The 26,978-nt window shown below is 41.3% G+C and carries 25 protein-coding genes and 2 riboswitches; of the genes, 13 read left to right on the top strand and 12 right to left on the bottom strand.

Annotation, left to right across the window (positions count from 1 at the left end; all coding sequences use genetic code 11):
* Positions 1-9 precede the first annotated feature (9 nt).
* From nagA to ACESZG_RS14670, 9 genes are all read left to right on the top strand, one after another.
* Positions 10-1,113 (top strand): N-acetylglucosamine-6-phosphate deacetylase, encoded by a 1,104-nt coding sequence (gene nagA / locus ACESZG_RS14710; protein WP_118338965.1) that lies wholly within the window; start codon positions 10-12, stop codon positions 1,111-1,113.
* An 85-nt stretch (positions 1,114-1,198) separates the two neighbouring features.
* Positions 1,199-1,903 carry an N-acetylmannosamine-6-phosphate 2-epimerase gene (locus tag ACESZG_RS14705; RefSeq protein ID WP_373218629.1) on the top strand — a complete coding sequence of 235 codons (705 nt, stop codon included), beginning with the start codon at positions 1,199-1,201 and terminating at the stop codon, positions 1,901-1,903.
* 500 nt (positions 1,904-2,403) lie between these two features.
* On the top strand, positions 2,404-3,135 hold the full coding sequence (locus ACESZG_RS14700) for a histidine phosphatase family protein (RefSeq protein ID WP_055057683.1): 732 nt from the start codon (positions 2,404-2,406) through the stop codon (positions 3,133-3,135).
* A 104-nt stretch (positions 3,136-3,239) separates the two neighbouring features.
* Positions 3,240-4,178 carry an alpha/beta hydrolase gene (locus tag ACESZG_RS14695; protein WP_055057705.1) on the top strand — a complete coding sequence of 313 codons (939 nt, stop codon included), beginning with the start codon at positions 3,240-3,242 and terminating at the stop codon, positions 4,176-4,178.
* 63 nt (positions 4,179-4,241) lie between these two features.
* Positions 4,242-6,062: a DUF6320 domain-containing protein gene (locus tag ACESZG_RS14690; RefSeq protein WP_373218627.1), complete on the top strand. Its 1,821-nt coding sequence runs from the start codon at positions 4,242-4,244 to the stop codon at positions 6,060-6,062.
* 45 nt (positions 6,063-6,107) lie between these two features.
* Positions 6,108-6,216, top strand: a riboswitch (TPP riboswitch).
* Positions 6,217-6,469: 253 nt separating this feature from the next.
* A complete protein-coding gene (gene thiS, locus ACESZG_RS14685; RefSeq protein ID WP_008707075.1) occupies positions 6,470-6,673 on the top strand; it encodes a sulfur carrier protein ThiS in 204 nt (67 codons plus the stop codon).
* 51 nt (positions 6,674-6,724) lie between these two features.
* Entirely contained in the window at positions 6,725-7,504 is a 780-nt protein-coding gene (locus ACESZG_RS14680; protein ID WP_008707074.1) for a thiazole synthase, read from the top strand.
* Positions 7,505-7,770: 266 nt separating this feature from the next.
* Entirely contained in the window at positions 7,771-9,012 is a 1,242-nt protein-coding gene (thiH, locus tag ACESZG_RS14675; protein WP_008707072.1) for a 2-iminoacetate synthase ThiH, read from the top strand.
* Position 9,013: 1 nt separating this feature from the next.
* Positions 9,014-9,589: a thiamine phosphate synthase gene (locus ACESZG_RS14670; RefSeq protein WP_373218624.1), complete on the top strand. Its 576-nt coding sequence runs from the start codon at positions 9,014-9,016 to the stop codon at positions 9,587-9,589.
* 59 nt (positions 9,590-9,648) lie between these two features.
* Here the strand turns inward: ACESZG_RS14670 and thiC are convergent, their stop codons facing one another.
* From thiC to ACESZG_RS14655, 3 genes are all read right to left on the bottom strand, one after another.
* Positions 9,649-10,959 carry a phosphomethylpyrimidine synthase ThiC gene (gene thiC, locus ACESZG_RS14665; protein ID WP_008707069.1) on the bottom strand — a complete coding sequence of 437 codons (1,311 nt, stop codon included), beginning with the start codon at positions 10,957-10,959 and terminating at the stop codon, positions 9,649-9,651.
* A 314-nt stretch (positions 10,960-11,273) separates the two neighbouring features.
* A riboswitch (TPP riboswitch) is annotated at positions 11,274-11,382 on the bottom strand.
* 101 nt (positions 11,383-11,483) lie between these two features.
* The gene (locus ACESZG_RS14660; RefSeq protein ID WP_195480835.1) at positions 11,484-12,491 is read right to left on the bottom strand and encodes a fibronectin type III domain-containing protein; all 1,008 of its coding nucleotides are present in this window, start codon (positions 12,489-12,491) and stop codon (positions 11,484-11,486) included.
* A 166-nt stretch (positions 12,492-12,657) separates the two neighbouring features.
* The gene (locus ACESZG_RS14655) at positions 12,658-12,936 is read right to left on the bottom strand and encodes a type II toxin-antitoxin system HicB family antitoxin (protein ID WP_008707065.1); all 279 of its coding nucleotides are present in this window, start codon (positions 12,934-12,936) and stop codon (positions 12,658-12,660) included.
* Between the two features lie 124 nt (positions 12,937-13,060).
* Between ACESZG_RS14655 and ACESZG_RS14650 the strand changes: the two genes are divergently transcribed.
* Positions 13,061-13,867 (top strand): DNA-3-methyladenine glycosylase, encoded by an 807-nt coding sequence (locus ACESZG_RS14650; RefSeq protein WP_008707063.1) that lies wholly within the window; start codon positions 13,061-13,063, stop codon positions 13,865-13,867.
* Positions 13,868-13,935: 68 nt separating this feature from the next.
* Positions 13,936-14,226 carry a hypothetical protein gene (locus tag ACESZG_RS14645; RefSeq protein WP_022380138.1) on the top strand — a complete coding sequence of 97 codons (291 nt, stop codon included), beginning with the start codon at positions 13,936-13,938 and terminating at the stop codon, positions 14,224-14,226.
* Between the two features lie 139 nt (positions 14,227-14,365).
* Here the strand turns inward: ACESZG_RS14645 and nth are convergent, their stop codons facing one another.
* Positions 14,366-15,013: an endonuclease III gene (nth, locus tag ACESZG_RS14640; protein WP_025579857.1), complete on the bottom strand. Its 648-nt coding sequence runs from the start codon at positions 15,011-15,013 to the stop codon at positions 14,366-14,368.
* 378 nt (positions 15,014-15,391) lie between these two features.
* Between nth and ACESZG_RS14635 the strand changes: the two genes are divergently transcribed.
* A complete protein-coding gene (locus tag ACESZG_RS14635) occupies positions 15,392-16,603 on the top strand; it encodes an MBL fold metallo-hydrolase (RefSeq protein WP_373218621.1) in 1,212 nt (403 codons plus the stop codon).
* A gap of 177 nt (positions 16,604-16,780) precedes the next feature.
* Here ACESZG_RS14635 and ACESZG_RS14630 read toward each other — a convergent pair whose 3' ends face one another.
* The 8 genes from ACESZG_RS14630 to ACESZG_RS14595 all read right to left on the bottom strand — a co-directional run bounded on the left by ACESZG_RS14630 (position 16,781) and on the right by ACESZG_RS14595 (position 25,644).
* On the bottom strand, positions 16,781-19,048 hold the full coding sequence (locus ACESZG_RS14630) for a glycogen/starch/alpha-glucan phosphorylase (RefSeq protein WP_144136898.1): 2,268 nt from the start codon (positions 19,046-19,048) through the stop codon (positions 16,781-16,783).
* A gap of 170 nt (positions 19,049-19,218) precedes the next feature.
* Positions 19,219-20,106, bottom strand: coding sequence for an AraC family transcriptional regulator (locus ACESZG_RS14625; protein ID WP_022380938.1), 888 nt, complete (start codon positions 20,104-20,106; stop codon positions 19,219-19,221).
* 18 nt (positions 20,107-20,124) lie between these two features.
* Positions 20,125-20,955, bottom strand: coding sequence for a sensor histidine kinase (locus ACESZG_RS14620; RefSeq protein ID WP_055053339.1), 831 nt, complete (start codon positions 20,953-20,955; stop codon positions 20,125-20,127).
* Positions 20,939-21,622, bottom strand: coding sequence for a hypothetical protein (locus ACESZG_RS14615; protein ID WP_147418846.1), 684 nt, complete (start codon positions 21,620-21,622; stop codon positions 20,939-20,941). Before ACESZG_RS14615 ends, ACESZG_RS14620 begins: the two co-directional genes overlap by 17 nt.
* Before the next feature lie 249 nt (positions 21,623-21,871).
* The gene (locus tag ACESZG_RS14610) at positions 21,872-22,594 is read right to left on the bottom strand and encodes a LytTR family DNA-binding domain-containing protein (protein WP_055053386.1); all 723 of its coding nucleotides are present in this window, start codon (positions 22,592-22,594) and stop codon (positions 21,872-21,874) included.
* 565 nt (positions 22,595-23,159) lie between these two features.
* Positions 23,160-24,749 (bottom strand): AAA family ATPase, encoded by a 1,590-nt coding sequence (locus tag ACESZG_RS14605; protein ID WP_055059458.1) that lies wholly within the window; start codon positions 24,747-24,749, stop codon positions 23,160-23,162.
* A gap of 215 nt (positions 24,750-24,964) precedes the next feature.
* Positions 24,965-25,261 (bottom strand): type II toxin-antitoxin system RelE/ParE family toxin, encoded by a 297-nt coding sequence (locus ACESZG_RS14600; protein WP_008707048.1) that lies wholly within the window; start codon positions 25,259-25,261, stop codon positions 24,965-24,967.
* Positions 25,258-25,644: an AbrB family transcriptional regulator gene (locus ACESZG_RS14595; RefSeq protein ID WP_044996646.1), complete on the bottom strand. Its 387-nt coding sequence runs from the start codon at positions 25,642-25,644 to the stop codon at positions 25,258-25,260. Before ACESZG_RS14595 ends, ACESZG_RS14600 begins: the two co-directional genes overlap by 4 nt.
* A 327-nt stretch (positions 25,645-25,971) precedes the next feature.
* Here ACESZG_RS14595 and ACESZG_RS14590 point away from each other — a divergent pair, with 327 nt between their 5' ends.
* Positions 25,972-26,955, top strand: coding sequence for a DUF3878 family protein (locus tag ACESZG_RS14590; RefSeq protein ID WP_062807091.1), 984 nt, complete (start codon positions 25,972-25,974; stop codon positions 26,953-26,955).
* Positions 26,956-26,978 lie beyond the last annotated feature (23 nt).

Below are 26,978 nucleotides of genomic sequence, written 5' to 3'. Positions count from 1 at the left end.
AAAAATCATATGATTATAAAGAATGGAAAAGTTTTTCAGGAAGATGGCAGTTATAAAGTCACAGATCTGTATGTAGAGAACGGCAGAATTGTGGCTTCAGCAGATGAAGTAACCGACAAAACGCAACTGGATGCATCAGGACTGAAGATTCTGCCCGGACTGGTAGATATCCACAGCCATGGTGCAGTCAGACATGATTTCTCAGACGCAGATGTTGATGGGTTAAGAACAATCCTTCAGTATGAAAAATCTCAGGGAATCACATCCTATTGCCCGACATCCATGACACTTCCGAAAGAGGAGCTGCTTAAGATTTTCCAGACTGCAAAAGATGTAGAACAGGATGAAACCTGTGCCCGTATTGTGGGTATCAATATGGAAGGGCCTTTCCTTGATCCTGTGAAAAAGGGAGCACATGTAGAAGGCTATATCCGTAAACCGGATATTGAATTTTTCAGAGCATGTAACGAAGCTGCGGGCGGAATGATCAAACTGGTAACTCTTGCACCGAATATGGAAGGCTCTGAGGAATTTATCAGAGAATTACATAATGAAGTGGTTATTTCTATCGGACATACAGCAGCAGATTATGGCTGCGCAGCAGAAGCGATGAAAGAGGGAGCACTTCATGTAACTCATCTTTATAATGCCATGAACTCTATGGGACACAGAGAACCCGGTGTGATCGGTGCAGCAGCAGATAATCAGGACTGTATGGTAGAGATGATCGGTGATGGGATCCACATCCATCCTGTAACTGTACGCAATACCTTTCGTTTATTTGGAGACAGCAGAGTCGTCCTTATCAGTGACTCCATGATGGCAACAGGTATGGAGAACGGACTGTATGAACTGGGCGGACAGGAAGTGACCATGAAAGACAGAAAGGCAACTCTGGCAGACGGAACGATCGCCGGTTCTGCAACCTGCCTTTTTGATTGTATGAAGTGTGTTATTTCCATGGGTGTACCGGAAAGAGAAGCGATTCTGGCAGCAACAGCAAATCCGGCGAGAAGTATTGGGATTTATAATGAAGTGGGTTCCCTTACTCCCGGAAAACGGGCAGATATTGTGTTGACAGACGAAGAGTTGAATATTGTTAAGGTACTGTAGTGTAAAAGAAAAGCTTTCCGACAGAATGTGCACAGATAAGAGTATGGACATTTTGCCGGAATGCAGTTCTGTATCAAGGAGAAAAATGATAACTAAAAAAGAGATTTTAGATGCGATTCATGGAAAAATGATCATTTCCTGTCAGGCGGTAGAAGATGAACCATTATATGTAGAAGAGAAATCCATTATGTATCTGATGGCACGCGCTGCAAAACACGCAGGCACACCTGCAATCCGTACAAGCAGTATCCGCGATGTCATAGCGATCAAAGAAGAAACAGGTCTTCCGGTGATCGGTCTGGTGAAAATCCAGTATCCCGGATATGAAGGATATATCACACCTACCATGAAAGAAGTAGACGATCTGGTAGCAGCAGGATCTGATGTTGTAGCTCTGGATTGTACACTTCGCAAGCGTGGTGATGGCATAACTGTCAATGAGTTTATCGCACAGATCAAAGAGAAATACCCGGATATTATCCTGATGGCAGATATTTCTAATTATGAAGAAGGTATCAATGCATGGAAGTGTGGTGTGGATATTGTTGGAACAACCATGAGCGGTTACACTGATTACACTTCAAAAAAGGACGAACCAGATTATGAACTGATGGAGAGGCTTGCAAAAGATACAGATATTCCGGTTATCGGAGAAGGCAAGATCCATTATCCGGATCAGGCTGTAAAAGCACTACAGACAGGTGTATGGGCGATCGTGGTAGGCGGAGCGATCACACGTCCGCTGGAAATCGCACAGAGATTTCAGAAGGCAATTGAAGCAGGTAAATAAAATGCGAACAAAAAAGGATGTGTCAGAGTTGCACATCCTTTTTTTGTTATAGCAAGTGCAGTATTTTATGGAATGGCTATAAATAAACAGCCGACCGACTTTTGCAGTAACTGAACCGGACTGCAGAGAATTTTTGGTGCAGAAACCGGAACTTGGTGTTAGAATAGAAGCGTCATATGATAAGCAGAACTTATCCACATCAGAAGATATTTAGTTACTGTTCACACACCACTATCCCGCGAGGTGTTTTGGTATGAATATGCCAAAATCCCGAGACATACAAGCCAAAATTCCATTGCCGCAGGCAATCTGGAATGAATTTTGGCTACGTTACTGTGAACAGTAACGATATTTATGAGGAAACAATCCCTCCGATTACAGAAGAATGTGGAAATTAAAAAAACTCAGATAAGATTTATGAATGGAAGATGCCAGACTATTTGGATACGATCTGATCTGAGATAATAGAAGAACTGAGACAAAAGAAAGGAACAATACGAATGAGATTATTGATCGTGCGACATGGAGATCCGGATTATTCCATTGATTCTCTTACAGAAAAAGGCTGGAAAGAAGCAGAATATCTGTCAGAAAGACTGTCAAAACTTGATGTAAAGGATTTCTATGTATCACCTCTTGGAAGGGCAAAGGATACAGCCTCTTTTACATTGAAGAAAATGAACCGTACAGCAGTTGAGTGTGACTGGCTGAGGGAATTTGATGTTCTGATCGATCGCCCGGATGTTACTGACAGGCAAAAGAGATTATGGGACTGGCTTCCGCAGGACTGGACACAGGACGAGAGATTTTACCAGTATGATCACTGGTATGAAAACGAGAGACTTCAGCAGTCTGATGCCAAAGGATACTATGACTATGTAACAGGAAAGTTTGATAAGCTTCTTGCCGAACATGGTTATGTACGTGAAGGACATTATTACAGAGTGGAGAAACCAAATGAAGATACGCTGGTATTCTTCTGCCATTTTGGTCTGGAATGTGTGCTTCTTGCGCATCTGATCGGTGCTTCTCCAATGGTACTGTGGCATGGATTCTGCGCAGCACCAAGTTCAGTGACAACTGTCAATACAGAAGAACGAAGAGAAGGAATCGCAAGTTTTCGTATCAGCGCATTTGGTGATATTTCCCATTTATATGTGCATGATGAACCACCGGCATTTGCTGCAAGATTCTGTGAAATGTACAGTAATACGGATGAGCGCCACGATTAATTAATCAGGTAAGCCACTTGCGGAGGCTGCGAAAAGCAATAAGCGGTGGATGCGGGTAGAATGACAGAACTGAAAGGAAATATAGAATATTGATATCAAAGACAATGAAAGCAATTCTGCATGCGCTGTCATATGGAAATATTGAGCTGGAATCTTCCAGAAGAATGGCAGATCTGAAGCAGCTGGATGCCATGCGGATTTTTGTAAAAAAGCTGGATGCCAGAGTTTATAATGGAGAACATGAGGTCCCGGTCAGACTGTATTTTCCGACAGAAGAGGCAATGCAGGCGGGGATCGTAGAGGGAAATACATTTCCGATTCTCCTGTTTTTCCATGGTGGCGGATGGGTAACTGAGAGTGTGGAGAATTACGACCGTGTATGTGCCAGAATGGCACAGGCAACTGCACATATTGTAGTTTCTGTAGAATACAGACTGGCACCGGAGCATAAGTTTCCGGTTCCGCTGGAGGATTGTTATGCAGCAGCGAAAGCGCTTTATACCAATCAGCTGATCTTAAACACTGATCCGGAGAAAATTACGATCATCGGGGACAGTGCAGGAGGAAATCTGACAGCAGCAGTATGTCTGATGGCAAGAGACAAAGGCGAGTTTACACCACGCCGTCAGATACTGATCTATCCTGCACTTGGAAACTGTTATACAGAGGAATCTCCTTACAGGTCCGTACAGGAGAATGGCTGTGATTATCTTCTTACATCAGTAAAAATGGAAGATTATCTGAATCTTTATCAGAGTTCAGCAGAGGACAGGCAGAATCCGTATTTTGCACCGATACTGGAGAAGGATCTGAGAAATTTGCCTGAAACATTAATTCTCACAGCAGAATATGATCCTTTGCGCGATGAGGGAGAAGTATATGGCAGAAAACTTCATGCTGCAGGAAATCATGTGGAGGTACACAGGATTTACGGAGCATTTCATGGATTTTTTGCGCTGGGAATCAAATTTCTGCATGTACAGGAGAGTTTTAAATATATTAACCAGTTTCTGAATAAGAGTTATGAGAAAATTCTACAGTAATCCCCGAGAAGATTGCTACAGGACAAAGAGGTAAGCAGGAACGAAAAAGAAGGCAGGAAAATTATGGATACAGGATACTCAAAATGGAGAAAACTGGATAATGCAGCGTTGGCATTTCCGCTGGTAACAGGAAAGAATGACACCAGAGTGTTTCGTTTCTATTGTCAGTTAAAGGAAGAAGTCAATGGGGAAATCCTTCAGGCAGCACTGGATCAGACAATGGAGAAATATCCATTGTTCCAGGCGGTTCTGAGAAAAGGACTGTTCTGGTTTTATCTGGAGCACAGAGACATCAGGGCAGTGGTAAAGCCGGAGACGGAACCACCATGCAGCCGTTTATATATTCAGGATAAGAAATCCCTTTTATTTCAGGTGAGTTATGACAAAAACAGAATTAATTTTGAGGTGTTTCATGCATTGACAGATGGCACCGGAGCCATGCATTTCCTGCAGGAACTGGTTCAGGATTATCTGATCCTGGCACATCCACAGGCAGATCTTCCGCAGATTGAGCATGCAGAGGAAATTACACATGGAGATAAAGAAGAGGACAGCTTTTCTCAGTATTATTCTTCAGATATACCGAAAGATAAAGAGAAGAAAAAAGCCGCTGTTAAACTGAAAGGGGAGAAGCTGGTTCACTCAGATATGCATGTTACGGAGGTTGCTCTTTCTGTAAAAGATATCCACCGGAAAGCCCGCTCCTGTGGAGTTTCCATCACTGTTTTACTGACAGCAATGATGTTGTGTTCTATTCGGGAAGAGATTCCAAAGAATCAGCAGAAACGACCGGTAGCATTGATGATTCCGGTGAATCTGAGAAATTATTTTCCGTCTCAGTCTATGACAAATTTCTTTGGATGGATTGAGGTGGGATATATATTTTCTGATGAAACAACTTTTGAAGATGTACTTTTGTCTGTGAAGAAACAGTTCGAAGAAGAACTGGTAAAAGAAAAGATTGCCATGCATATGAGCGGATATGTGCGCATTGAGAAGAATCCTTTTGTACGTGCTGTTCCGTTGGAGATCAAGAAATATTTTCTGATGCTCGGAGCCAATCTGGGAAGCAGGAGCATTACGGCAGTTTATTCTAATATCGGCATTATTCGTTTGCCGGAGGAGTACAAAGAATATATTCAGCATTTTGGGATTTTTGCAAGTACCAATTCTTTGCAGATGTGTTCCTGTTCTTATGGGGATGAGATGGTACTGGGATTTACTTCCAAGATACCGAATGACAGTATCCAGAGGAATTTCCAGCGGATGCTTGGCGAGGAGAATGTTTCCCACAGAGAATTAAAGAATGAATTTCCGGGATATGGGGAAAAGCACAGGCTTGAGAAAAAAGAAAATCAGAAGGTTATCCAGACTTTCAGCTTCCTGTGTCTGGCAATTGCGGTAATTTGCGGAATGATTAATTTTATGATGGCAGGTGTACTGAACTGGTTCTGGTTTGCAGGAGCAGGATGTGCCTGTGCATGGCTGGTTGTTATGGTAGCATATTATAAACGCAGGAATATTCTGAAGAATGAAATGTGGCAGCTTTTGCTCATATCAGTAATCGCAATCCTATGGGACCGGTTTACCGGATGGAAGGGCTGGTCTGTGGATTTTGTGATTCCTTTCGGGATATTGGCAGTGCAGTTTTCTGTTCCTGTGATCGCAAAAATAAACCGTCTGGAAAGGGAAGAATATCTGTTTTATCTTGTACAGGCCGGAATTGCAGGACTGATTCCGATGATATTGGTTTGGATTGGAATCGTGCAGTTTGCCGTACCTTCAGTAATCTGTGCCGGAATCAGTTTTCTGACATTGGCTGCACTGTTTATCTTCTGCAAGAAGGATACGATGCGGGAGTTTCATAAGAAACTGAGGATGTAGAAATATGGTCTTGACACACATGGGATAAAAGATTATACTTTACCCATGTAAAGAAAGGGGAGCTTGTGAGTGCAGGCTGAGAGGAAGTCATCAACTTCGACCCATATACCTGATTTGGATAATGCCAACGTAGGAACCTATAAGATATGATTTTAAAGGGAGATGACGGGCATCTCCTTTTTATTTATCTCATGCATTTGAAGAAATTCAGCTGTCCGGTAATCAATCTGTAATAAGCGAGAGAAAGCCGGGGGCTTACAGGGAAATTTACATTATAACAGATGAATATTGGGAAAGATGAGAGTGAACAGAGTTCATGAAGGGGTGCACCACCGCGGGTGTATTCTTTTGTGGACTCTTTTTTATGTTGTAGAGGTCGGACCTTCTTTTCCCGGAAAGGAGAAAGTATGCTTATTACTGTTAATGGAAAAACAAAAGAATTGCAGAATACTCTTACAATAGGGCAATATCTGGAGGAAAACAGCTATGTGCCCAGCCAGATTGCAGTAGAATTAAATGAAAGAATTCTGTCAAAAGCCGAGTACAGCACTACTGTTTTACATGAAAATGACATACTGGAAATAGTCAGCTTCATGGGAGGTGGAAGATAAACAGGAATATCCTGATATCTCATTATAATATACGAAAGAAGGACTTAAATTATGAGTACAAATAATGAAGACAAACTGATTTTGGGAGGTCATGAATTTACTTCCCGTTTTATTCTGGGATCCGGAAAATTTTCTCTGGATCTGGTGAAAGCATGTATTGAAAAGGCAGATGCGCAGATCATCACTCTGGCTCTGCGTCGTGCCAATGAAGGTGGACTGGCAAATATTCTGGACTATATTCCGAAAAATGTTACTCTTCTTCCCAATACTTCAGGTGCCAGAAATGCAGAAGAAGCAGTTCGTATTGCCAGGCTTTCCAGAGAAATCGGATGCGGTGATTTCGTAAAAATCGAAGTGATCCATGATTCAAAATATCTGCTTCCGGATAACTATGAAACTGTTAAAGCTACAGAAATTCTTGCAAAAGAAGGATTTGTAGTAATGCCTTATATGTACCCGGATCTGAATGCAGCCAGAGATCTGGTAAATGCCGGAGCTGCCTGCATCATGCCGCTGGGTTCTCCGATCGGCTCTAATAAAGGTCTGTGCACTAAAGAATTTATCCAGATTTTGATTGACGAAATTGAGCTCCCGATCATTGTAGATGCAGGAATCGGACGTCCTTCTCAGGCGTGTGAAGCCATGGAGATGGGGGCATCTGCAGTTATGGCAAATACTGCGATTGCCACAGCAGGTGATGTGCAGATAATGGCTGAAGCATTTAAAAAAGCTATTGAAGCAGGACGAAGTGCATACCTTGCCGGACTGGGAAGAACCCTGGAAAAAGGTGCAAGCGCATCCTCTCCACTGACTGGTTTTCTTCATGAGTAATAAATAAAAAATCATTCTAAAATGAGATTTTTGATTATAGCAATCCTCGTAAATAATGCATTTAAGACAGTTCAGCGGCGTGCGAAAGACAAGGAAGATATCTGCAGGCGTGCTGACGCACGGCAAAGATATCTGACGCAGGATTTCACACTCTGATGGGCTGGATTAAGATGCATTATTTTAGAGGATTGCTATAACTGCGGAGTAGGTATTAATTTATAGGAAAACGAAAGTTGCCAAATGGTAATAAAGAGGAGAAAACATCAATGGAAACAACAGAAAAAAATATGGAACATGGGGAACACTTCAACGAAAGTATTGTCAATGAAGTGATTCTGGAAGATATGAAAAAGAACAGGATCGATCATATGAAATATCTTCCGGGAATGGAAGTACTGGAAGAATCAGACGTGATGGATCAGGTTATTTCTGCCATGAATGCTTACGATTATGATAAATATACAGAGGCAGATGTACGCAGGGCACTTGCTCATGATAACCGTACACCAGAGGATTTTCAGGCACTGCTGTCTCCGGCTGCATTGCCTCTTCTGGAGGAAATCGCACAGGCTGCGCAGAAAGAAACCAGGAAACATTTTGGGAACAGTGTGTATATGTTTACCCCTATTTATATTGCAAATTACTGTGAGAATTACTGTATTTACTGCGGATTTAACTGCCATAATAAGATCCGCAGAGCAAAGCTGAATGCAGAAGAGATTGATAAGGAAATGGCTGCTATCGCAAAGACAGGACTGCAGGAAATCCTGATTCTTACAGGAGAGAGCAGAGCAAAATCTGATGTAAAATATATCGGAGAAGCATGTAAGATTGCCCGGAAATATTTCAAAGTAATCGGACTTGAAGTTTATCCTATGAATTCAGATGAGTATGCACATCTCCATGAATGCGGAGCTGATTATGTAACGGTATTCCAGGAGACTTATAATTCAGATAAGTATGAAACTCTGCATCTTGCAGGGCACAAGCGTATATTTCCTTATCGTCTGAACGCACAGGAACGTGCTTTAAAGGGTGGTATGCGAGGAGTAGGATTTGCTGCACTTCTGGGACTGGATGATTTCCGTAAGGATGCTTTTGCCACCGGATATCATGCATATCTTTTGCAGAGAAAATATCCTCATGCAGAGATTGCATTTTCCTGTCCGAGACTTCGGCCGATCATCAACAATGACCGTATTAATCCTATGGATGTACATGAACCACAGCTGCTTCAGGTGGTCTGCGCCTATCGTCTGTTCATGCCATTTGCAAGCATTACGGTATCTACCAGAGAGTGTGAGCGTGTCCGCGATAACCTGGTTGGAATTGCTGCGACAAAGATTTCAGCAGGAGTCAGCACAGGAATCGGAAGTCATGTGGAGGATATCGAAGATAAAGGAGATGACCAGTTTGAGATTTCAGACGGAAGGTCTGTAGATGAAGTCTATAAGGCACTTTTGGATCATGATCTTCAGCCGGTTATGAATGATTATGTGTACCTCTAAAATGCAGAAAAATCCTTATGAAAATGTAATTGCAGTGACCAACCGCTCCCTGTGTCAGCGTCCCTTTGCAGAACAGATCGAGCGTGTATGCAGCCTTCATCCGAAGGCGGTTATTCTGAGGGAAAAGGATCTGCCGGAGGAAGAATATTCTCGTCTGGCAGAGCAGATACTGGAAATCTGTAAGAGATATCAGGTTCCCTGCATATTACATACCTATGTAAACGTAGCAGAAAAACTGCATCATCCATACATTCATCTGCCAATATTTCTGTTGGAAAAATATGAGGGAAAGCTTGGAGGTTTCCGGCAGATCGGAAGTTCGGTCCACTCCGTAGAAGATGCATTGAAAGCAGAAAGTCTGGGAGCTGATTATCTTACGGCAGGACATATTTATACAACTGACTGTAAAAAAGGACTTCCACCCAGAGGACTGGAATTTCTGGAGAATGTCTGTAAAGCAGTAAAGATTCCTGTATATGCCATAGGAGGGATACATCCGGGAACAGGACAGTTAAATGAGATTATGGAACATGATTCAGCCGGTGGATGTATTATGTCAGATATGATGAAGATATAGTAAATAAAAAGCCGTATTTCAACAATCAAACATGTTGAAATACGGCTTTTATAAAAGCATCATTCATCAAAAATAGTAACAATTTCACCATCCAGAATACGGTTTGTATTCTTTACGGCACAGAAGTTTCCGCACATACTGCAGGTGTCTTCTTTCTCAGGTTTGGCCTCTGCGCGGTAGCGTCTTGCTTTCTCAGGATCCATGCTGAGTTTGAACATTTCTTCCCAGTCAAGACGTTTTCTCGCTTCGCTCATCTTATAATCCCATTCTGCGGCACCGGGAACTCCTTTGGCAATATCAGCAGCATGAGCAGCAATTTTGGCAGCGATAATTCCCTCTTTTACATCAGCTGCATTTGGCAGACGAAGATGTTCTGCAGGTGTTACATAGCAGAGGAAAGCAGCACCTGAATAAGCAGCAATCGCACCGCCGATTGCGGAAGTAATGTGGTCATATCCGGGAGCAACATCTGTTACAAGCGGTCCAAGTACATAGAAAGGAGCGCCATGGCAAAGAGTTTTCTGGATCTCCATATTAGCTGCGATCTGGTTCAGCGGCATGTGGCCAGGTCCCTCGATCATAACCTGAACATCCTTTTCCCATGCACGTTTGGTAAGCTCACCGAGAGTGATCAGCTCTTCAATCTGTGCAGTATCAGTTGCATCTGCAATACATCCGGGACGACATGCATCTCCCAGACTTAAAGTGATATCATACTCTCTGCAGATATCAAGAATTTCATCAAAATGTTCATAGAACGGGTTCTCTTTTCCTGTCATTTCCATCCATGCGAACATAATAGAACCACCTCTGGAAACAATGTTCATGAGACGTTTATTCTGTTTGAAACGTGCTGCGGTTGCACGATTCATACCGCAGTGGATAGTCATAAAATCCACGCCGTCTTCTGCGTGCATACGTACGATATCAATCCACTCTTCAGAAGTAATCTTACCAAGTGCTTTGTGATAATATACTACTGCGTCGTAGATCGGAACAGTACCGATCATTGCCGGACATTCGGATGTAAGTTTGCGGCGGAAGCTTCTGGTATCTCCGTAGGAGCTGAGATCCATGATGGCTTCTGCACCCATTTCTACTGCTGAATGTACCTTTTCATATTCCATATCAACGTCTTTCCAGTCTCTGGAAACACCTAAATTTACATTGATCTTGGTGGTCAGCTTTGCACCGACACCGCTCGGACTGATGCTCTTGTGATTTTTGTTGCAGGGAATAATTACCTGTCCTTTTGCAATCAGTTCTCTTAATTCTTCCACGTCAAAGTGTTCTTTTTCTGCTACGATTTCCATCTGTGGTGTGATGATTCCCTGACGTGCCGCGTCCATCTGCGTTGTATACTGTGTCATTTTTTCCTCCTTGCCCTGCACTGTGGGCTCTTAATTGCTGCACATAGTAATAGATAAACAGCAATATTAAATGAACTGCGCCTCCTGCATACAGCAGGGACTTGCACCTGCGCATATTCGTAAGTTTTTAAGTAAACTACTGGTGTGACAGAGAGTGGTGCCCCCGGTCTGTCGTGGCAATATTTTATTGCCTTTCAGGCGTATGAAATCATTTGCCTGACTATTTGTCCGCAATTAAAACAAGGGGGAGATAATATGATATGCCCGTTCAGAGTAAAAGGAAAACTGCAATATGCCAACAAGCATATTGCAGTGTGGAAGAACTATAACTTTCCCTACGTTGGCATTATCCAAATCAGGTAATGGGTTAAAGCGATACAGCTTACTCTCAGCCTGTTTACACAAGCACCCCTTGTCTCAATTACAACCAGTGTATCACTTAGATATGGGAAAGTCAATATAAAATTTTGGCTACGTCATTGATAACGTAGCCGGATTTATGCAATTGCTATGGATAACTATGGTCAGACTAAGGACATATTATAGGCTTTGGAATCAGAATGCCATACTTTGTTTTTCATTTTTTTATTGGCAATTACCTTAATGCCGTACTTGGTATTCTTTTTCATTCCGGTGAGTGTAAAGAAATTGGAAGTTGTTGTTTTTACTTTTTTGAAAGAACTGCTTCCCGGATATTTTATGTAAATACTGTAATTGTCTGCACCGGCAGTTCTGTTCCATTTTACGCTCATGGAGCTGTTTGTGTTGCCTGCTTTCTGAAGAGTGATGACATTGGAAATATATCTGTCCGTAGAGGTTGAACTTACATACCGTTTATTTCCCAGAACCAGGTAAGGGTAAATCTTCACCTGATAAAATGTATTGCCGGATATTGGAATGGTAAAGGAATATCTGGTATTAAAATATTTAGTTATAAGTTTGTGGGCTGCAGAACTCTGGTATACAACCTTATAACCTGTAATGGAGTTTGAAGGGTTTACAGTCTGCATATTGAAGGTATATCTGCCGGTTGATGCATAGGAAGATTTAATCTTTACCTTTGAATAAAGCGTGGTACATCCCACAGTACGGGAAGAAATCGCAATGCCGGATGAATTCAGTGCTGTGATTTTAATAACGTAAGCAGTTCCTGCTTTTAGCTTATTGATCTTAGCTTTGTTGCGGGTATTGCCAATATAGCCGAGAAAACGATAGGAAGAGGAACTTAAAGGGCTGATATTGACAGCATATTTGGAAGCATTGGTAACAGGGTTCCACTGAATAGTTACAGAATTCTCGGAAGCTGCTGTCTGTCTGATCCCTGGCTGGGCGGTAAGAGAAGCGCAGGCATTCTGTGCATCGGATGATTCAATGGCAGGGGTGTCAGAATCGTCACTTTGAGCCAGTTCCACAGATTGTTCAGCGGGTGCCAGCTGTGCTGTGGCTGCGAATACAGAGGAAGCGGACGATAACGTGAGAACAGCACTGAGTGCAATACTCACAAAGAATTTTTTAAAACTTCTTGCTTTCATAGTAAAACCTCCTTTTGAAGTGCAAAACGAGAGAAAAAAATTGTTTTGCAGATAGTACACCGAAGTGTGTCTGAGCAGATTTAAATAATAAAAAAGCTCCGTTAATGTTTGTTTTATTGTAACATAACGGAGCTGAATTTCTGTAATTTGTCGTTGCGGGTAGTGGTTACTCATCCCATCCGTCATACATACGGATGTTGACCTGAATATTTCTTACAATATCTCCCTCCAGCAGATCCAGATCGGATTCATCGGAAATTGCAGGGAGATCCATTTCATCTTCCATTACTTCTGCATAAATCCAGTTATAAGCAGCCTCGTTTGCATTATCAATCGCATCGTCGAGAGTGTCGCCTTCAGCTTCACAACAGGCAAGATCCGGAAAAAATGCTTTATATCTGCCTTCTTCATTTTTGCGGAAAACCGCAGGATATATAAATTTCATTGGTAAGAACCCCTTTCTGCTTTACGTTTATACTTAGAATAGTATATAATACATTCATATATTCATCAAGAAAAAAAAGAGTTATTAGTAACATTGGTAACAGAAGGATAAGGGGTTATATAGTATGCTGACAATAGAAATGGATAATTTTGACCTGGGGCAGATCTGCAGATCCGGGCAGTGCTTTCGGATGGATCAGATCGGTGATGATCGTTACCGGGTGATTGCGGGAGATAAATATCTGGAACTGACTCAGGAGAGAGGAATTGTCAATTTCTTTTGTCCGGAAGAAGATTTCATTTTCTTCTGGATCCGGTATTTTGATCTGGATTGTGATTACAGTGAATATATAAACATGATCAATCCAAGGGATAAATATCTGACAGCAGCAGGAGAGATGGGAAGCGGAATCCGCATTCTGCAGCAGGATCTGTGGGAGATGATTATTTCATTCCTGATCTCTCAACAGAATAATATTACAAGAATAAAGAAGTGTATTGAAAATATCAGCCGGGAATTTGGAGTAAGAAAAACAAGCAGCACAGGTGCAGAATATTATGCGTTTCCGACTGCAGAGGCATTGGCTTTGGCAACGGAAGAACAGCTTCGGGAGTGCAATCTGGGATACAGAGCAAAATATGTGCTGGACACAGCCAGAAAAGTCTGTTTCGGAGATATTTCACTTAACAGTCTGCATGATATGACTTATAAAGCTGCACGAAAAGAACTGCTGGGACTGTATGGAGTTGGTGAGAAAGTAGCTGACTGTATCTGTCTTTTCGGATTGCATCAGCTGGATGCATTTCCTGTAGATACTCACATCCGCCAGGCGTTGGATGCTCATTATAAACGGGGATTTCCAAACAGACGTTATAAGGGCTGCCGGGGCGTGATGCAGCAGTATATATTTTATTATGAACTGATGAAGTAACAATTCTGCAGATAACGATGGAATAGTTATTTGATGAAGGTCAGAAAACAAAGAGGAGGAATGTTATTATGGAAATCGGAGCAATGTTAGACGAATTAAGAGAAAAAGCGCTGAAAGACCGTAACATCTGGCAGGAACTGATGGACACCAGAAAGGCAGAACAGCCGCTTGCCGCTTTCTGCGCGAAGTGTCGGGAACTGGGATATCAGATTTATGAGATGGATCTGATCACAGCCGGAGAAGAATTTTATGCTACCATGCGAAGAAGTACCAACGGTGGAGGTGAAAACTCTCCGAAGCTTGCAGGGGAAGACGATTTCTATGAACTTTTCTTCGCAAGCCTTGAGGAGCACATTTAGGCAAATAAGAAAGTCCTCATCTGCTGAGCTAGAGCATTTTTCAAACACGCTCTGGTTAAAGAAACACAGAGATGGGGATTTTCTTTGGGATAATGTGTATAATGGTATGGATTATTTTGGTTATATGTGTATAAAATAATTATTCCTGGCTGTCTACACCATTTTTTTCACAGATATCATTCAGACAGCACCTGTCACAGTAAGGTTTAGTGCGTGCTGTACAGACATCGCGGCCATGATTGACCAGGCGGTGACAGAGATCATTGCCTTCTTCGGGCGGAATGATCTTCCATAAAGCCATTTCTACTTTCTTAGGTTCTTTCATATTATCGACCAGACCGATGCGGTTGGAGAGACGGATGCAATGGGTATCTGTCACGATCGCCGGTTTGCCGAATACATCTCCCATGATCAGATTGGCACTCTTTCTTCCGACTCCGGGAAGCTTCAGCAGAGCATCAAAATCCCCGGGAACATTGTCATGATACTGTTCGTGGAGGATTTTCATGCAGGCACTGATATCTCTTGCTTTACTCTTACCCAGACCACATGGACGAACGATTGCTTCGATATCTGCAACATCTGCATTTGCAAGAGCTTCTACAGTAGGGAACTTTGCATACAGATCCTGTACAACTACATTTACTCTTGCATCTGTACATTGTGCAGCCAGACGCACACTTACCAGTAATTTCCATGCATTATCATAATCCAGAGTGCAGTCTGCATCAGGATATTCCTTTTTTAACCGTTCAATGACCTCGAGAGCCAGTTCCTGTTTTGTCATAAGTGTTCTATCTCCATTCTGCTGATATTTTATATTTGTTTTTCCTCAGGTGTATTTGAAAAATCATTCTCACAAATTGTGACACACATCTTGCGAAAAACATTTTTCAAACACGCTCTTTTATTTCAGATGAGTTACTGTTTACTCTGTTCTCAGTAACGCAGCCAAAATTCATTCCAGATTGCCTGCGGCAATGGGATTTTGGCTTGTATGTCTCGGGATTTTGGCATATTTATGCTAAAACACCTCGCGGAATAGTGATATGTGAACAGTAACCAGTAATCATACGACACTATAATAACACAAACAACACCCTCTTGCATTTCCAATTTCCCTATATTAAAATAAAACTAACCATTGTAAACAAGAGGGAAAAGAATGAAGGTACGAATGTATAATGTAGGTTTCGGAGACTGCTTCTGTCTCCGGGACAGAAAGAAGAGTCTGCTGGTAGATTTCGGAACAAATAACAGCAGGATAGAGGGGCGCTCCAGAAGAGAAATATTTGATGTGATCATCTCAGATCTGTCTACGATCAAGAGTAAAAATCTGCTTCTGACACATTTTCATATGGATCATCTGTCAGGGCTTCTTTATATGATGAAGAAAAAAGATATTTCTGTTGACTTTGGGAAAATTTATCTTCCCGATGTTTTTTCAAAAAAAGAAATGAGCAGAACACTGGTGCTGCTGCTTCTGGCAGATTTGTTAAAAGAATCCGGATTGCCAAGCCGTCAGGTCAGCCTGTTTGCACTGGTGGATGCACTTTTGGAGAACAAACAGAACGTGGAACTGTTAAGCAGGGGAAAACTGTTTGAAAACAAATATCAGGCACTCTGGCCGGATACAGATGTAATCCGGAAGGAGACGGACGAAGTCTATAACAGAATCTGTGAAGACGGGAAATTTAAAGAAGTAATGGATGTTCTGCTTGAATTTGCAGAGAAACTGAGATTGATCGTATGGTCTATGACTGCTGAAGGCAATAAACCGGCGGAAACTGTGGAAAAAGAAACAGATTTAACAGCATCTGAGCTGACAGAACAGCCGGAGGTCCGTCAGAAAATTGTCCGGGCATATGTGTATGAGCGTGAATTTCGCAGAATCAAAGCACTTCCTGATTTTAAGAAACTGCTGGCATGGCTGAATGAGAATCAGATAAATCTGCGGCAGTTCAAGCATAAGATCAGTATTGTGTTCCAGAATGCCAGAGACGGAGAATTAAATCTTTTGTTTACCGGGGATGCACAGCCTGAGCATCTGAAAATGATCGCAGAGAACTATGATGGAAAATTGCCATTATACGAACATTACTGGTGTATCAAGGTGCCCCATCATGGAACACAGGGACATTATTTTGATTTCTCTCAGTATGAACCTGAAAATATGCTGATCTCTAATGGAATCCATTTTGCCAACAGCAAGAAAGAGTCAAAAGAACTCCGTACTTCGCCGCTCTATGGAGGCTTGTTTTATATCCCGGATACTCATATGTACTGTTCAAACTGTGACTGCTGCGATAGTTACGAGAACGGATGTTCCTGTAAGGAGGCGGATGTTATCTCTCCTGCTTATTACAAGGATATATAAAGCGGTATATTTTGCTCGGATTCGGTTGCCGTAGTTATAGTCTGATTTGAATTAACACAGTGGGAGATTTTTATGATCTGATAAACATAAAACAGCAGACATCTGTATATTCCATCGAATATACAATGCCTGCTGTTTGTTTTTTACAGAATTTATATGATCACAAATTTTATTGGATTATTTTGCCGGTGTCAGGTGCCAGATATCGTTGTTGTACTGTTCGATAGTTCTGTCAGAAGAGAAGAATCCGGCTTTTGCAATATTAACCAGCATCTTCTTTGCCCATGTTTTTCTGTCTGCGTAATCAGCCAGTGCCTGATCTTTCTTCTCAACATAATCGTTGAAGTCAAGCAGTGTCATAAACCAGTCTTTGCTTATCAGTTCGTGGTGCAGTCTTTCGAGATTTTCTTTGTGGCCAAGTGCCAGCATCTTTTCACTTACAATGAAGTCAACACATTCCTTGATGTGTTTGTCATTTTCATAAATATCTCTGGAGCAGTAGTCAGCTTTCTCGTAATGTTCGATAACTTTCTCACTGGATTCACCGAAGATATAGATGTTATCTTCACCAACCAGTTCGCTGATCTCAACATTAGCGCCATCCATAGTTCCCAGAGTAACGGCACCGTTCAGCATGAACTTCATGTTACCTGTACCACTTGCCTCTTTGGAAGCCAGGGAGATCTGCTCAGAAATATCGCATGCAGGGAATAATTTTTCGGCTGCGGATACATTGTAGTTTTCAACCATAACAAGCTTCATGTATGGTGCAACTTCCGGATCATCTTTGATGAGATCCTGGAGTGTGAGCAGAAGATGAATGATATCCTTTGCAATCACATAAGCAGGAGCTGCTTTTGCACCAAAGATAAAGGTTACAGGCTGAGATGGTTTTTTGCCACCCTTAATCTCCAGATATTTGCTGATGATGTACAGAGCATTTAACTGCTGGCGTTTGTACTCATGGAGACGTTTGATCTGGATATCATAGATGCTGTTCTCATTAATTTCAACACCTGTGTTAGAGAGGATAAATTCTTTACAGGTTTTCTTAGCTTCTGTTTTGATCTCAAGAAGCTTGTTCAGAACTGCCTCATCATCCTTATATTTCAGGAGATTTTCCAGAGCAGTTGCATTTGTTTTAAACTCATCACCGATCAGAGAGGTAATATAGTCTGTCAGCGGATGATTGCAGTGCATTAACCAGCGGCGGAATGTGATACCGTTAGTTTTGTTGTTGAATTTCTCCGGATAAATATCATAGAAAGCTTTTAGCTCGCTTGTTTTCAGGATATCTGTATGCAGGGCAGCAACACCGTTGATGGAGAATCCGTAGTGGATGTCCATATGTGCCATGTGAACCAGATTGTTCTTGTCAATGATCGCTACATTTTCCTGTGGATATTTCTCTTTGACTTTCTCATCCAGTTTCTCGATGATTGGTACAAGGTGAGGAACTACATCAAGGAGATAGTCCATCGGCCATTTTTCCAGAGCTTCTGCAAGGATGGTATGGTTTGTGTAAGCACATACTTTGGATACGATTTCAGCAGCTTCATCAAAGTCGATTCCGCGCTCTGTCAGGAGACGGATCAGTTCCGGAATGACCATACTTGGGTGAGTATCGTTGATCTGGATCACTGCATAGTCTGCAAGGTCATGCAGGTTGCAGCCCTTCTTTGTTGCCTCGTCCAGGATGAACTGAGCGGCATTGGATACCATGAAATACTGTTGGAAGATACGGAGCTTACGTCCGTCGTCATCGCTGTCATCCGGATACAGGAACAGTGTCAGGTTGTGAAGGATGTCCTTTTTGTTAAAGGAAATTCCGTCGTGAACCATGGATTCATCTGCCAGATCAATGTCAAATAAGTGCAGATGAATGGATTTGTTATTGTAGCCTGCAACATCGATATCGTACAGGGAAGATTTCAGTGAGAATCCGCGGAACGGTACAGTATAGGAAACACCTGCAGGTGTGAGCCAGCTGTGTTCTTCAATCCATGGGTTCGGAGTTTCTTTCTGAAGTCTGTTCTCAAAGAGCTGTTTGAACAGTCCGAGGTGATAGTTCAGACCAATACCTTCGCCCGGAAGTCCCAGAGTTGCGATAGAATCCAGGAAGCATGCTGCCAGACGTCCAAGACCGCCGTTACCAAGAGATGGTTCCGGTTCAACTTCTTCGATAGCAGCGATTTCTTTGCCGTTTTCTTTTAAGAATTTAGCAACATCATCGTAGATTCCAAGGTTGATCAGGTTGTTGGATAATAATTTACCGATCAGGAATTCAGCGGAAATATAATAAATCTTCTTCTTTCCGTCCTGATAGCCTCTTTCGAAGAGCTGGTTCTTTGTATAGATTAATAATGCATTGTAGATTTCTTCGTCTGTGCACTGACGTGCGTTTTTCTTATACAGGTCGTAGATGAGTTTTTCTAAAGTTTCCATCGTAATCTCCCTTTCTGAAATGAATATGTGTTTTTTTATGAGTTAGATTGCTTATTTTTTAGTTTTGAATAGTGTATTGTTTTTGATTTATATCAGGAAGAGAAGTTCTCTTGCTGACATCTATAACTATATCAGCAGTCTATTAAAAAAAATACAACAAAATTGCGATTTTATGACAGGTTTCTGCGAAATTTGTGAGGAGACATTCCGGTTGCCTGCTGGAACTTCTTGATGAAATAGCTGGTGTTGTTGAAACCTACTTCCAGTGCGATCTCTGTGACAGAGGAGTCGGAATGCAGAAGCAGAGGCTTGGCTTTCTCGATGCGCAGGTCATTGATGTAGGCGATCAGAGTCTTGCCGGTATATTGCTTAAACAGTTTCATAAAGTAGTATTCGCTGTAATTGGAGAGCGCAGTGAGCTCTGCCGCGGTCAGTGACTGTGAATAATTGAGGTTGATGTAGTCCAGGATCTTTTTAATAGAAGCAAGACTTTTGTTCTCTTCCTTATCTGCGGGAGTGATGTAATTTCCCATGAGCATTTCGTAGAAAAAGCTGAAGAACAGAGCCTTTAATTTTACGAAATAATACGGCTTTTTTTCTTTATGGCAGGAATGGATCCTGTCAAAAAGCAGGCAGATATTCCCATAATTGTCATCAGATCTGGAAATAATATGGGTAAATTCCGCCTGATTATCCATCAACAGGGAAATGACACGTTCCTGACATAAATCTCCCGCCGGGCCTGACAGAAAGTTCAGGTCAAAAACAATACTACGGAAATAAAGGATATTCTTCAGATCTGTTTTTATGCCATGGAGAACCCCACGGTTCACAATGATCAGGTCACCGGCCTTGACGCGGAGGATCTCTTTATTCAGACGGACCAGTCCGCTGCCAGATTCAATATAGATCAGTTCCATCTCGTCATGCCAGTGGTTGTAGAGGGAATGGAAGATTTCGCAGTTGTCTGTATAAGTTTCTATGGGAAGTTCAAAGGAGCCGTGAGAACTTCGTTCTTTCAGGGTATCATCTACTTCGATCGTGGGAGTAACTGGCATGGAAAGCGCCTCCTTTTTTCAGAGATTTTTTATCTGTAGTAAGACAATGGAATCAAAAGTATTATTATGGTCGATCCACTGATAAGAGCCATTATACTTCTGGCAGATATCTTCAATAATAGAAAGCCCATATCCATGAGCTCCCGGTTCTGATTTCGTAGTCTTATGTGTAAAAGTCTGCATCGGGTTCTTGGTATTGTGCATATACACAGTCAGAAATCCGTTGGAAATGTTTGCAGACAGCCGGATTTCAGGATCAGGATTGCCGGAAGCGCTACAAGCTTCGATAGCGTTGTCCAGAAGATTAAAAAATATACTGCTCAGGTCAGTCGTATTAATGGAAATCTTTTCCGGTAAAAGGATCTCGTAGGATACCTGGATATGTTTCTGTTCTGCACGAAGCCGTTTCCCTTCCAGGATTGCCTGCAACAGGTTATTCTGACAGTAAGGATGAAAGCGTTCCTTCTGAAAAGTCTGATTCAGATTTCTGATGGCAGTATCAGCCTGTTCATATTTTTCCTGTTCCAGGAGTGACTGGAAGTCCTGAAGTCCCTGTACAGTTTTGATCTGAAAATCCCGAGTATCCTGTCTGCGAATCTGAAGACTGTAATCCTGTTCCTGTTTTAATTGTTTCTGCTTTTGAAGAAAAGCCAGTTCCATTTCAGTATTGGATTTCTTTAACACATCAGAAAGAACGCAGTATAAAAGGATACAGATAAGGACCATAAATACTGCTAGGATCAGAAACATATGATCAATTTTTTCTGTATAAATTGTAGACAGAAAATATAGTAGCTGGAATACAAAGAGGAAGAGAAATAAAGGAATCAATTTAATGTTCTTTCTCATGACTGCAATCCTCCTCTGGTTGTTTTTCTTGTGGTCTGCAATTAATCCGGGACAGAACAGAAGCGGTATATGTTTCTGCTTCCTCATATTTTTTCATATCCATCAAATACATGACAGACATGATGTGATTCTCAATATCGTGATTCCATTTCCGGAGACTGGCATATTCATTACTTAACTGAACGGAATCGTTTATCTGCTTTTTCATCAGCTTAATTTCCATTTTTTTCTGTAAATATTCCCTGTGCTGTTGGGCTAAAGAACGGACTGCACGCAGAAACAACAGATAACTGCCGATGCATATGATCCAGTAAATGATGCTCAGAGCCAGAACTGCTTCGGGCTTTTTCTGAAGGGAAATTATAACATTGAGAAAAACCGGAGCGATCAGTGGCAGTAACAGTTGTAAAAAGGTGAGTATTTTCAAATAATCTATACACTGCCGCAGGATTTCTGATATTTTCCAGAGAAGAAACAGGCCAAGCAGGATGTTGGAGAGTTCGATAACGAAATATTCTGCAGGTGAACAACTGGATATCAGGTTGTGCGGAGTATAGGTATCGGTCGGTATAAAAAGATTATGAAGTGCAATGAAAACACTGGTACATAAAATTTCCGGACAGATTATCAGCAGCTGGAAAATAAAATAAACGGCTAATTTTTTCATAAAAGATGCCTGGAATAAAAAAAGTGTTACAAGAAATGTTGTAAGCTGAAATACGATTGTAATTCCATTATGCTGTGATTCACGTTTGATCCAAAATAACAGTGCCATAAATACTGACAGACACAAAAACAGCGGGAGTGAGATCTTGTGTTTGCTTGGCAGGATCCTGCAGCAAAAGTAAAGCAGTCCAAAACACAGATAAAGGCTGGATAGAATACACAAGAATAGATTGATCATATGACTGCTCATTTACTGCACCTCCCTGTGACCGGCAAGCATCATGAAAGCAAACGCGTCCTTAAACTGCTGGTAATAAGATCTGCTGACAGGGATCTCTGTATTATCAGAAAGTATAATGCCCTTATGACTGTAAGTACGTACAGCATGAAGATTAACGGCAAAGCTGTTATGGCAGAGACAGAAATCTGGTTTCATTCTTTCTGTAAGAGCTGTCAGTCTTTCTTTTGTTGTATATGTTCCTGTTCTGGTATAGATCGTGGTCTGCCTCAGATTTCGTTCCAGATAAAGAATATCGGAGCAGAGCACCTGATAATTGCGTGAATTTCCGGAGAAATACAGATACCGTGTATGCAGTTTCTCGAGCTTCTGGCATGCTGTCCTCAGAGCCAGAGGAAGATACTTTTCCATCTGCTGTTTATGGATAAAGTAGGCATGTTCTGTCTCATATACTGCGGTAGCATATTGCAGATACTGGCTGATAAAAATAATCTGAGTGTCCGGGCTGATATAGTTGATCTTTTCTGCAAGTGAGATGCCATTTACATTGTCAGAACCAAGATCAATATCTGTCAGTACAATGGAATAAGGACATCCATTTTCAGCAACAGTCCGGAGAAATTCATCACCGGATGCGAAATGTGTTATTTCAAAAGCTCCCGGAGGATACTTTTGCAGAATAGTATGTATTATTTCATAATGTGAAGGGTTGTCTTCGCAGATTGCAAGTTTCAAAATTGGATTAAGCTCCTTTGGATTAAAGTGGTTGTAGTTTCTTATGTCAGTGACAATATCTGTCGGATATGCCAGATGGATAAAATGAACTGTATTTCCAATAATCATACTATAAAAAATAACGGGATGCAATTTGTCTGTGAGGAAGATTGGAAAAAATCGGTTAAATATGTAGTGAAATATAGTTGTTTGTGTGAATGCATGCGATTTCGGGAGTCTGTGTGATACAATCAGGATATGGAAACAAAGAAGCGATTTTAAAGATTTTGTGCGTGAAAAATTATTAATTCCTGGTACTTTCAAGCGCTGAATATAGAATATATGTGAAAGCGGTATTGTTTCCATGGGAGAAGAAAAATATTATAAGAATGACTGTCTGAAAATCATTATGGACATATATAAAGTGATTGGAAGTATCAGGAAACTTCTGGTAATAATACAAATGACGAAGGAATAGACAGAGAGTGGGAATGGGTTAGCTTACAAGAGCTTCCCATTCCTGCATTTCTTTTCTCGTATAGATAATCGGTAAGATGTTCTTCGTAAAGGACAATCAGCCCCTTTATTATTTCTCAGAGTATTTTTCGATTACACAATTATGTGTTTTCTGTTTTTTATCATAAGAAATTCCAACAAGTAAAATATTGTCAGTATAATTTGTAACAGCCTCAGGGTACTGCCTGTTTTTTATCTGCCGGATTGCGGTCTGGGCATTTTGATTCCATTTTAACTCAACAACAAGTGCAGGGTAATCTCTGGAATATTCTGGTTTTGGGAGGTAGACAAAATCTGCAAAACCTCTGCCTGCAGGAAATTCACGTATAGGTTTAAAATAATACCGCATAGTGCTGAGATAACCGATGGACAGAATGCTGCTGAGGGAGTTTTCGTTGTTGTACTGAATAGCTGAAGCGTATTCATTGTGTATTTTTTCAATGGATCTGGCCACAGTGTCTGCGTCCATGTCCAGAGTGGCATCCAGCAACTCTGAGGATTCCTGCTGGAATGTCAGAAATTCATTCCATTTCTTTCGTTTAACAGCTTTGGCAAGTTCCTGACGGATTTCTTCGTTTGGAACAAATGCAGAATGAGTGTCCTGATCATAACCCAGATATCCCAGATGGATCAGGCAGGTAAGAATATCATCTCTGCAGGTAAAGTTCACCATATCATTCTGGAAAGTCGTAGGATCGATTTCTACGGAATTACCGGACAACATTTCTATAATGGCAGTTTTGAGTCCGTCAAAATCCATATTGATCAGAGGCACAATTGCTTCGTAGGTTCCGGTATCCGACCAGTAGCTTTGGAATTTATTCCAGATCATTAATTCTACTACTGCTTTAGGATTGTATACCTGATATTGCTCCAGCAGATAACCGTCATACCAGTGCTTGGTTTTGGAGAAATCCCGGTGGTATTTTTCGCAGAGCATTCGTACTTCTTCCTCCGTAAAGCCAATATATCTGGAAAAGATCCTGGCGTCAGTCATTGTAAACTCCGCAAAATTGTTCAGAGCTGACTGTGTTTTGATTTTTTTGATTGGAAGAATCCCGGTGAGGTAAGCCAGTTGAATATATTTGGTAGGTTCAGAACCTTTGAACATACCGCGGAGAAAGTTGATGTATTCCTCTTGGACTACCAGGTCGGTAGAGGCATCTCGGATTAAAACATCCCATTCATCAATAATTACTACGAACTTTTGACCAGTGGCAGTGTTAATGCAGGACAGAGCCTCAGGCAGAGAGCTTATGGAGTCAGGCAGAATTTCAGGGTAATAATTTCTTAATTCCAGAATCGTTTTTTCAGTGATGTAGGAAACTACATTCTCCGGACCGCCGGCTGGTTCCATACACCATTGAATATCCAGATGGATCACATCATATTGATTCAGATATTTCGTGAAACCAGGTGCCTGACCGATTTCCAGAGATGAGAACATTTCTTCGGAACTACAGCCTTTACAGTAATATGCGGTGAGCATATCGGCAGTGATGGATTTCCCGAACCTACGGGGGCGACTGTTGCATATGAATTTTGCAGTGGTGTCCATAACCTTATTTGTATATGCCAGTAAACCGGTTTTATCTACATAGATTTCTGAATTCAGCGCAACCTGAAAAGCGCTGTTTCCCGAATTTACAAATCGTCCCATGGAAATGACTCCTTTCTGTTCAGTGTTTTTTATCATGTATACTGATTGGTTTCTTTGTTCTATTGTAAAATGCTATATTCAGAATGTCAATGAGACATGGCAAAGATATCTGACATCTGATACGGGAGCGCAGGAATAAATTTTGTCAATAGAATAATCCCCTGGAAGTACTGATTAACTTCCGGGGGATTATCTTGTGATACAAATATGTACTGTTATATAGTGCGTATATAACGTTTTAACTCCTCGTAAAAATTTTCTCTGGTTCCGGCCATGATAACGATGATTATCAAATCATCAAGCTGTCTCACCCGATATGCCAGTTCATAATTAGTTTTATTATAATAAATGTCATAACCGTACATTCCTGCCAGATCACCTGTCTTTTCTTCGCCGATGGAATAATCTTCACATATCATTTCAATAGCTTCTTTGTACAGAGATTTCAGCTTTTTATCTTTAAGTTTTTTCAGAAATTTTGCTGCAGGTGGAAGGATCTGTACCTGTGTCATTTTTCATCCTCCGTTCCGAAAACATCCTCTAAGGAGTATCCTCCTGATTTAGATTCTGCGACCCGGTCTGCTTCGGCAAGCATTGCTTCAACTGCCGGACGGATTTTTCGCTGTGTCTGTTTAAATTTCTCAAGTAATTCTTCACCGCTATATCCCTGTCTGATCAGATCGGCAAGAATCTGTTCGGCAAATTCACCACTGGTATTTTCTTTAACGGGGCGTAAAACCAGTTCGTTTCCACGCATGATACATTCTGCTTCCGTATTAAAACCCAGAAGCGTAAAAAATTTTTGCGGGATAGTAATCTGGCGTTTAGATGAAATACTGACTTTTTTTGATTCCATGGATGCGCTGCCTTTCAATGGGATTGTTGCTGTTGCCATTCGTGTATGCCTCCTTCCTATTTTATGTTTGTTTATTCTGTAATATACATACTGCTTGGTTTCTTTGTTCTTTGTTATATTGTAAAATATTATGTTTGGGATGTCAATTACAGAGAAGTAAAATCAGTTTCTTTATTGAATAGAAAAATTTTTCTATTTGGCAGAAAATATGATTAGTGATATCATAAAAATATATCTGTAAAATTGTGCAAATGTATCCTGCTTCTGCATTGCGGTAATTCCATGAAACGATGCAATGGATTCTTCTATCAAGTGTGTTAAACAGAATCGGCGAAAGACATTGTACAGAAACAGCAGGAGTTAAGGATGGAAGATATAATGGAAGACAATTTTGAAAAATTAAATCTGCTTCTGGAGCAGGAACAGTGTGAATTTGTGGATATTCCAGATGGTTTTACCGGACAGACGGAGAGTGGAGAATTACGACTGATCTATCTGATGAATGATGCGGTGGAGAGTTTTCTGGTTCTGAAAAATGCCAGGATGACGGGAAATTATGTCAGGGATTATGAAGGAGAGTTTGAGGGCTCTGTAGAGAAAGCGGACTGGGATTTATGTGAAGCAGAGTATATTTTGGTGATTCATCAGGGGCATAATGTGTTTACTGTATTCTTTGAAGATATTTTGCTGGAAACACAGTTGTACAATTATGGAGAGCTGGGACATTTCTGGGTGAAGGGCTATGAAAATCTCAGGGTAATGGAGTATCAGATTGCCATATTGCGTGATAAATATGAGTATCTGGGAGAAAAATATTGCACTGAGTATGAAGGAAAGCTGGCAATGCTGCGTGATTTCCCGCCGTTAAACTATCTTTTTTATCCGGCAGTACCGGAGAAGTATATTGTTCCGGTGGACAACCCATGGGAGGTAACGGCGGAAGCACTGGCAGTTATGCAGGAACTGGCAACGGAAGCAGGAGATGAAAAACTGGGAAAAATGCTCAGGCGTTATGAAAAAAATCCGGATATATCAAATGCCAAAAAGATAGCCGGAATGCTTTGCAGGAGCAGTCATTTACCGGTGATTACTCTGCTGGGAGAAAAAATCAGGGAAGCAGCATCGGTCTATCCGGACAGAGATTTTGGCAGAAAACAGAATAAATATCTACATGAATTGATGGAAAAAGCTGAACGAAGAAAAGAAGAATTGGAAGCAGAGAATGTTCAGACTCTGATCTACAGAGAAGAACCTTTCATTTATGACTGTGATTCCATATCGTTTCAGGTATATCTTATGATTGTGAGAAAAGGTGTATGGAAGCAGAAAATAATGGTTGAGAAAATATAAAGTAGTCCGAACAGGAATAAAGA

Origin of the sequence: Blautia sp. Marseille-P2398 (assembly GCF_964240315.1) — a bacterium.
In the GTDB taxonomy this organism is placed as follows: domain Bacteria; phylum Bacillota; class Clostridia; order Lachnospirales; family Lachnospiraceae; genus Blautia_A; species Blautia_A wexlerae.
This window is presented reverse-complemented; position numbering and strand designations above follow the sequence as displayed.

Bases quoted from the DNA above. Each gene is read 5' to 3' on its own strand.
- ACESZG_RS14595 (WP_044996646.1), bottom strand. From the start codon at position 25,644: ATGGCAACAGCAACAATCCCATTGAAAGGCAGCGCATCCATGGAATCA.
- ACESZG_RS14655 (WP_008707065.1), bottom strand. From the start codon at position 12,936: ATGAAATTTATATATCCTGCGGTTTTCCGCAAAAATGAAGAAGGCAGA.
- nth (WP_025579857.1), bottom strand. From the start codon at position 15,013: ATGACAAAACAGGAACTGGCTCTCGAGGTCATTGAACGGTTAAAAAAG.
- ACESZG_RS14630 (WP_144136898.1), bottom strand. From the start codon at position 19,048: ATGGAAACTTTAGAAAAACTCATCTACGACCTGTATAAGAAAAACGCA.
- ACESZG_RS14635 (WP_373218621.1), top strand. From the start codon at position 15,392: ATGAAGGTACGAATGTATAATGTAGGTTTCGGAGACTGCTTCTGTCTC.
- ACESZG_RS14625 (WP_022380938.1), bottom strand. From the start codon at position 20,106: ATGCCAGTTACTCCCACGATCGAAGTAGATGATACCCTGAAAGAACGA.
- ACESZG_RS14670 (WP_373218624.1), top strand. From the start codon at position 9,014: ATGCAGAAAAATCCTTATGAAAATGTAATTGCAGTGACCAACCGCTCC.
- ACESZG_RS14615 (WP_147418846.1), bottom strand. From the start codon at position 21,622: ATGAAAAAATTAGCCGTTTATTTTATTTTCCAGCTGCTGATAATCTGT.
- thiH (WP_008707072.1), top strand. From the start codon at position 7,771: ATGGAAACAACAGAAAAAAATATGGAACATGGGGAACACTTCAACGAA.
- ACESZG_RS14600 (WP_008707048.1), bottom strand. From the start codon at position 25,261: ATGACACAGGTACAGATCCTTCCACCTGCAGCAAAATTTCTGAAAAAA.
- nagA (WP_118338965.1), top strand. From the start codon at position 10: ATGATTATAAAGAATGGAAAAGTTTTTCAGGAAGATGGCAGTTATAAA.
- ACESZG_RS14680 (WP_008707074.1), top strand. From the start codon at position 6,725: ATGAGTACAAATAATGAAGACAAACTGATTTTGGGAGGTCATGAATTT.
- ACESZG_RS14620 (WP_055053339.1), bottom strand. From the start codon at position 20,955: ATGAGAAAGAACATTAAATTGATTCCTTTATTTCTCTTCCTCTTTGTA.
- ACESZG_RS14660 (WP_195480835.1), bottom strand. From the start codon at position 12,491: ATGAAAGCAAGAAGTTTTAAAAAATTCTTTGTGAGTATTGCACTCAGT.
- ACESZG_RS14645 (WP_022380138.1), top strand. From the start codon at position 13,936: ATGGAAATCGGAGCAATGTTAGACGAATTAAGAGAAAAAGCGCTGAAA.
- ACESZG_RS14690 (WP_373218627.1), top strand. From the start codon at position 4,242: ATGGATACAGGATACTCAAAATGGAGAAAACTGGATAATGCAGCGTTG.
- thiC (WP_008707069.1), bottom strand. From the start codon at position 10,959: ATGACACAGTATACAACGCAGATGGACGCGGCACGTCAGGGAATCATC.
- ACESZG_RS14605 (WP_055059458.1), bottom strand. From the start codon at position 24,749: ATGGGACGATTTGTAAATTCGGGAAACAGCGCTTTTCAGGTTGCGCTG.
- ACESZG_RS14650 (WP_008707063.1), top strand. From the start codon at position 13,061: ATGCTGACAATAGAAATGGATAATTTTGACCTGGGGCAGATCTGCAGA.
- thiS (WP_008707075.1), top strand. From the start codon at position 6,470: ATGCTTATTACTGTTAATGGAAAAACAAAAGAATTGCAGAATACTCTT.
- ACESZG_RS14695 (WP_055057705.1), top strand. From the start codon at position 3,240: ATGAAAGCAATTCTGCATGCGCTGTCATATGGAAATATTGAGCTGGAA.
- ACESZG_RS14590 (WP_062807091.1), top strand. From the start codon at position 25,972: ATGGAAGATATAATGGAAGACAATTTTGAAAAATTAAATCTGCTTCTG.
- ACESZG_RS14705 (WP_373218629.1), top strand. From the start codon at position 1,199: ATGATAACTAAAAAAGAGATTTTAGATGCGATTCATGGAAAAATGATC.
- ACESZG_RS14700 (WP_055057683.1), top strand. From the start codon at position 2,404: ATGAGATTATTGATCGTGCGACATGGAGATCCGGATTATTCCATTGAT.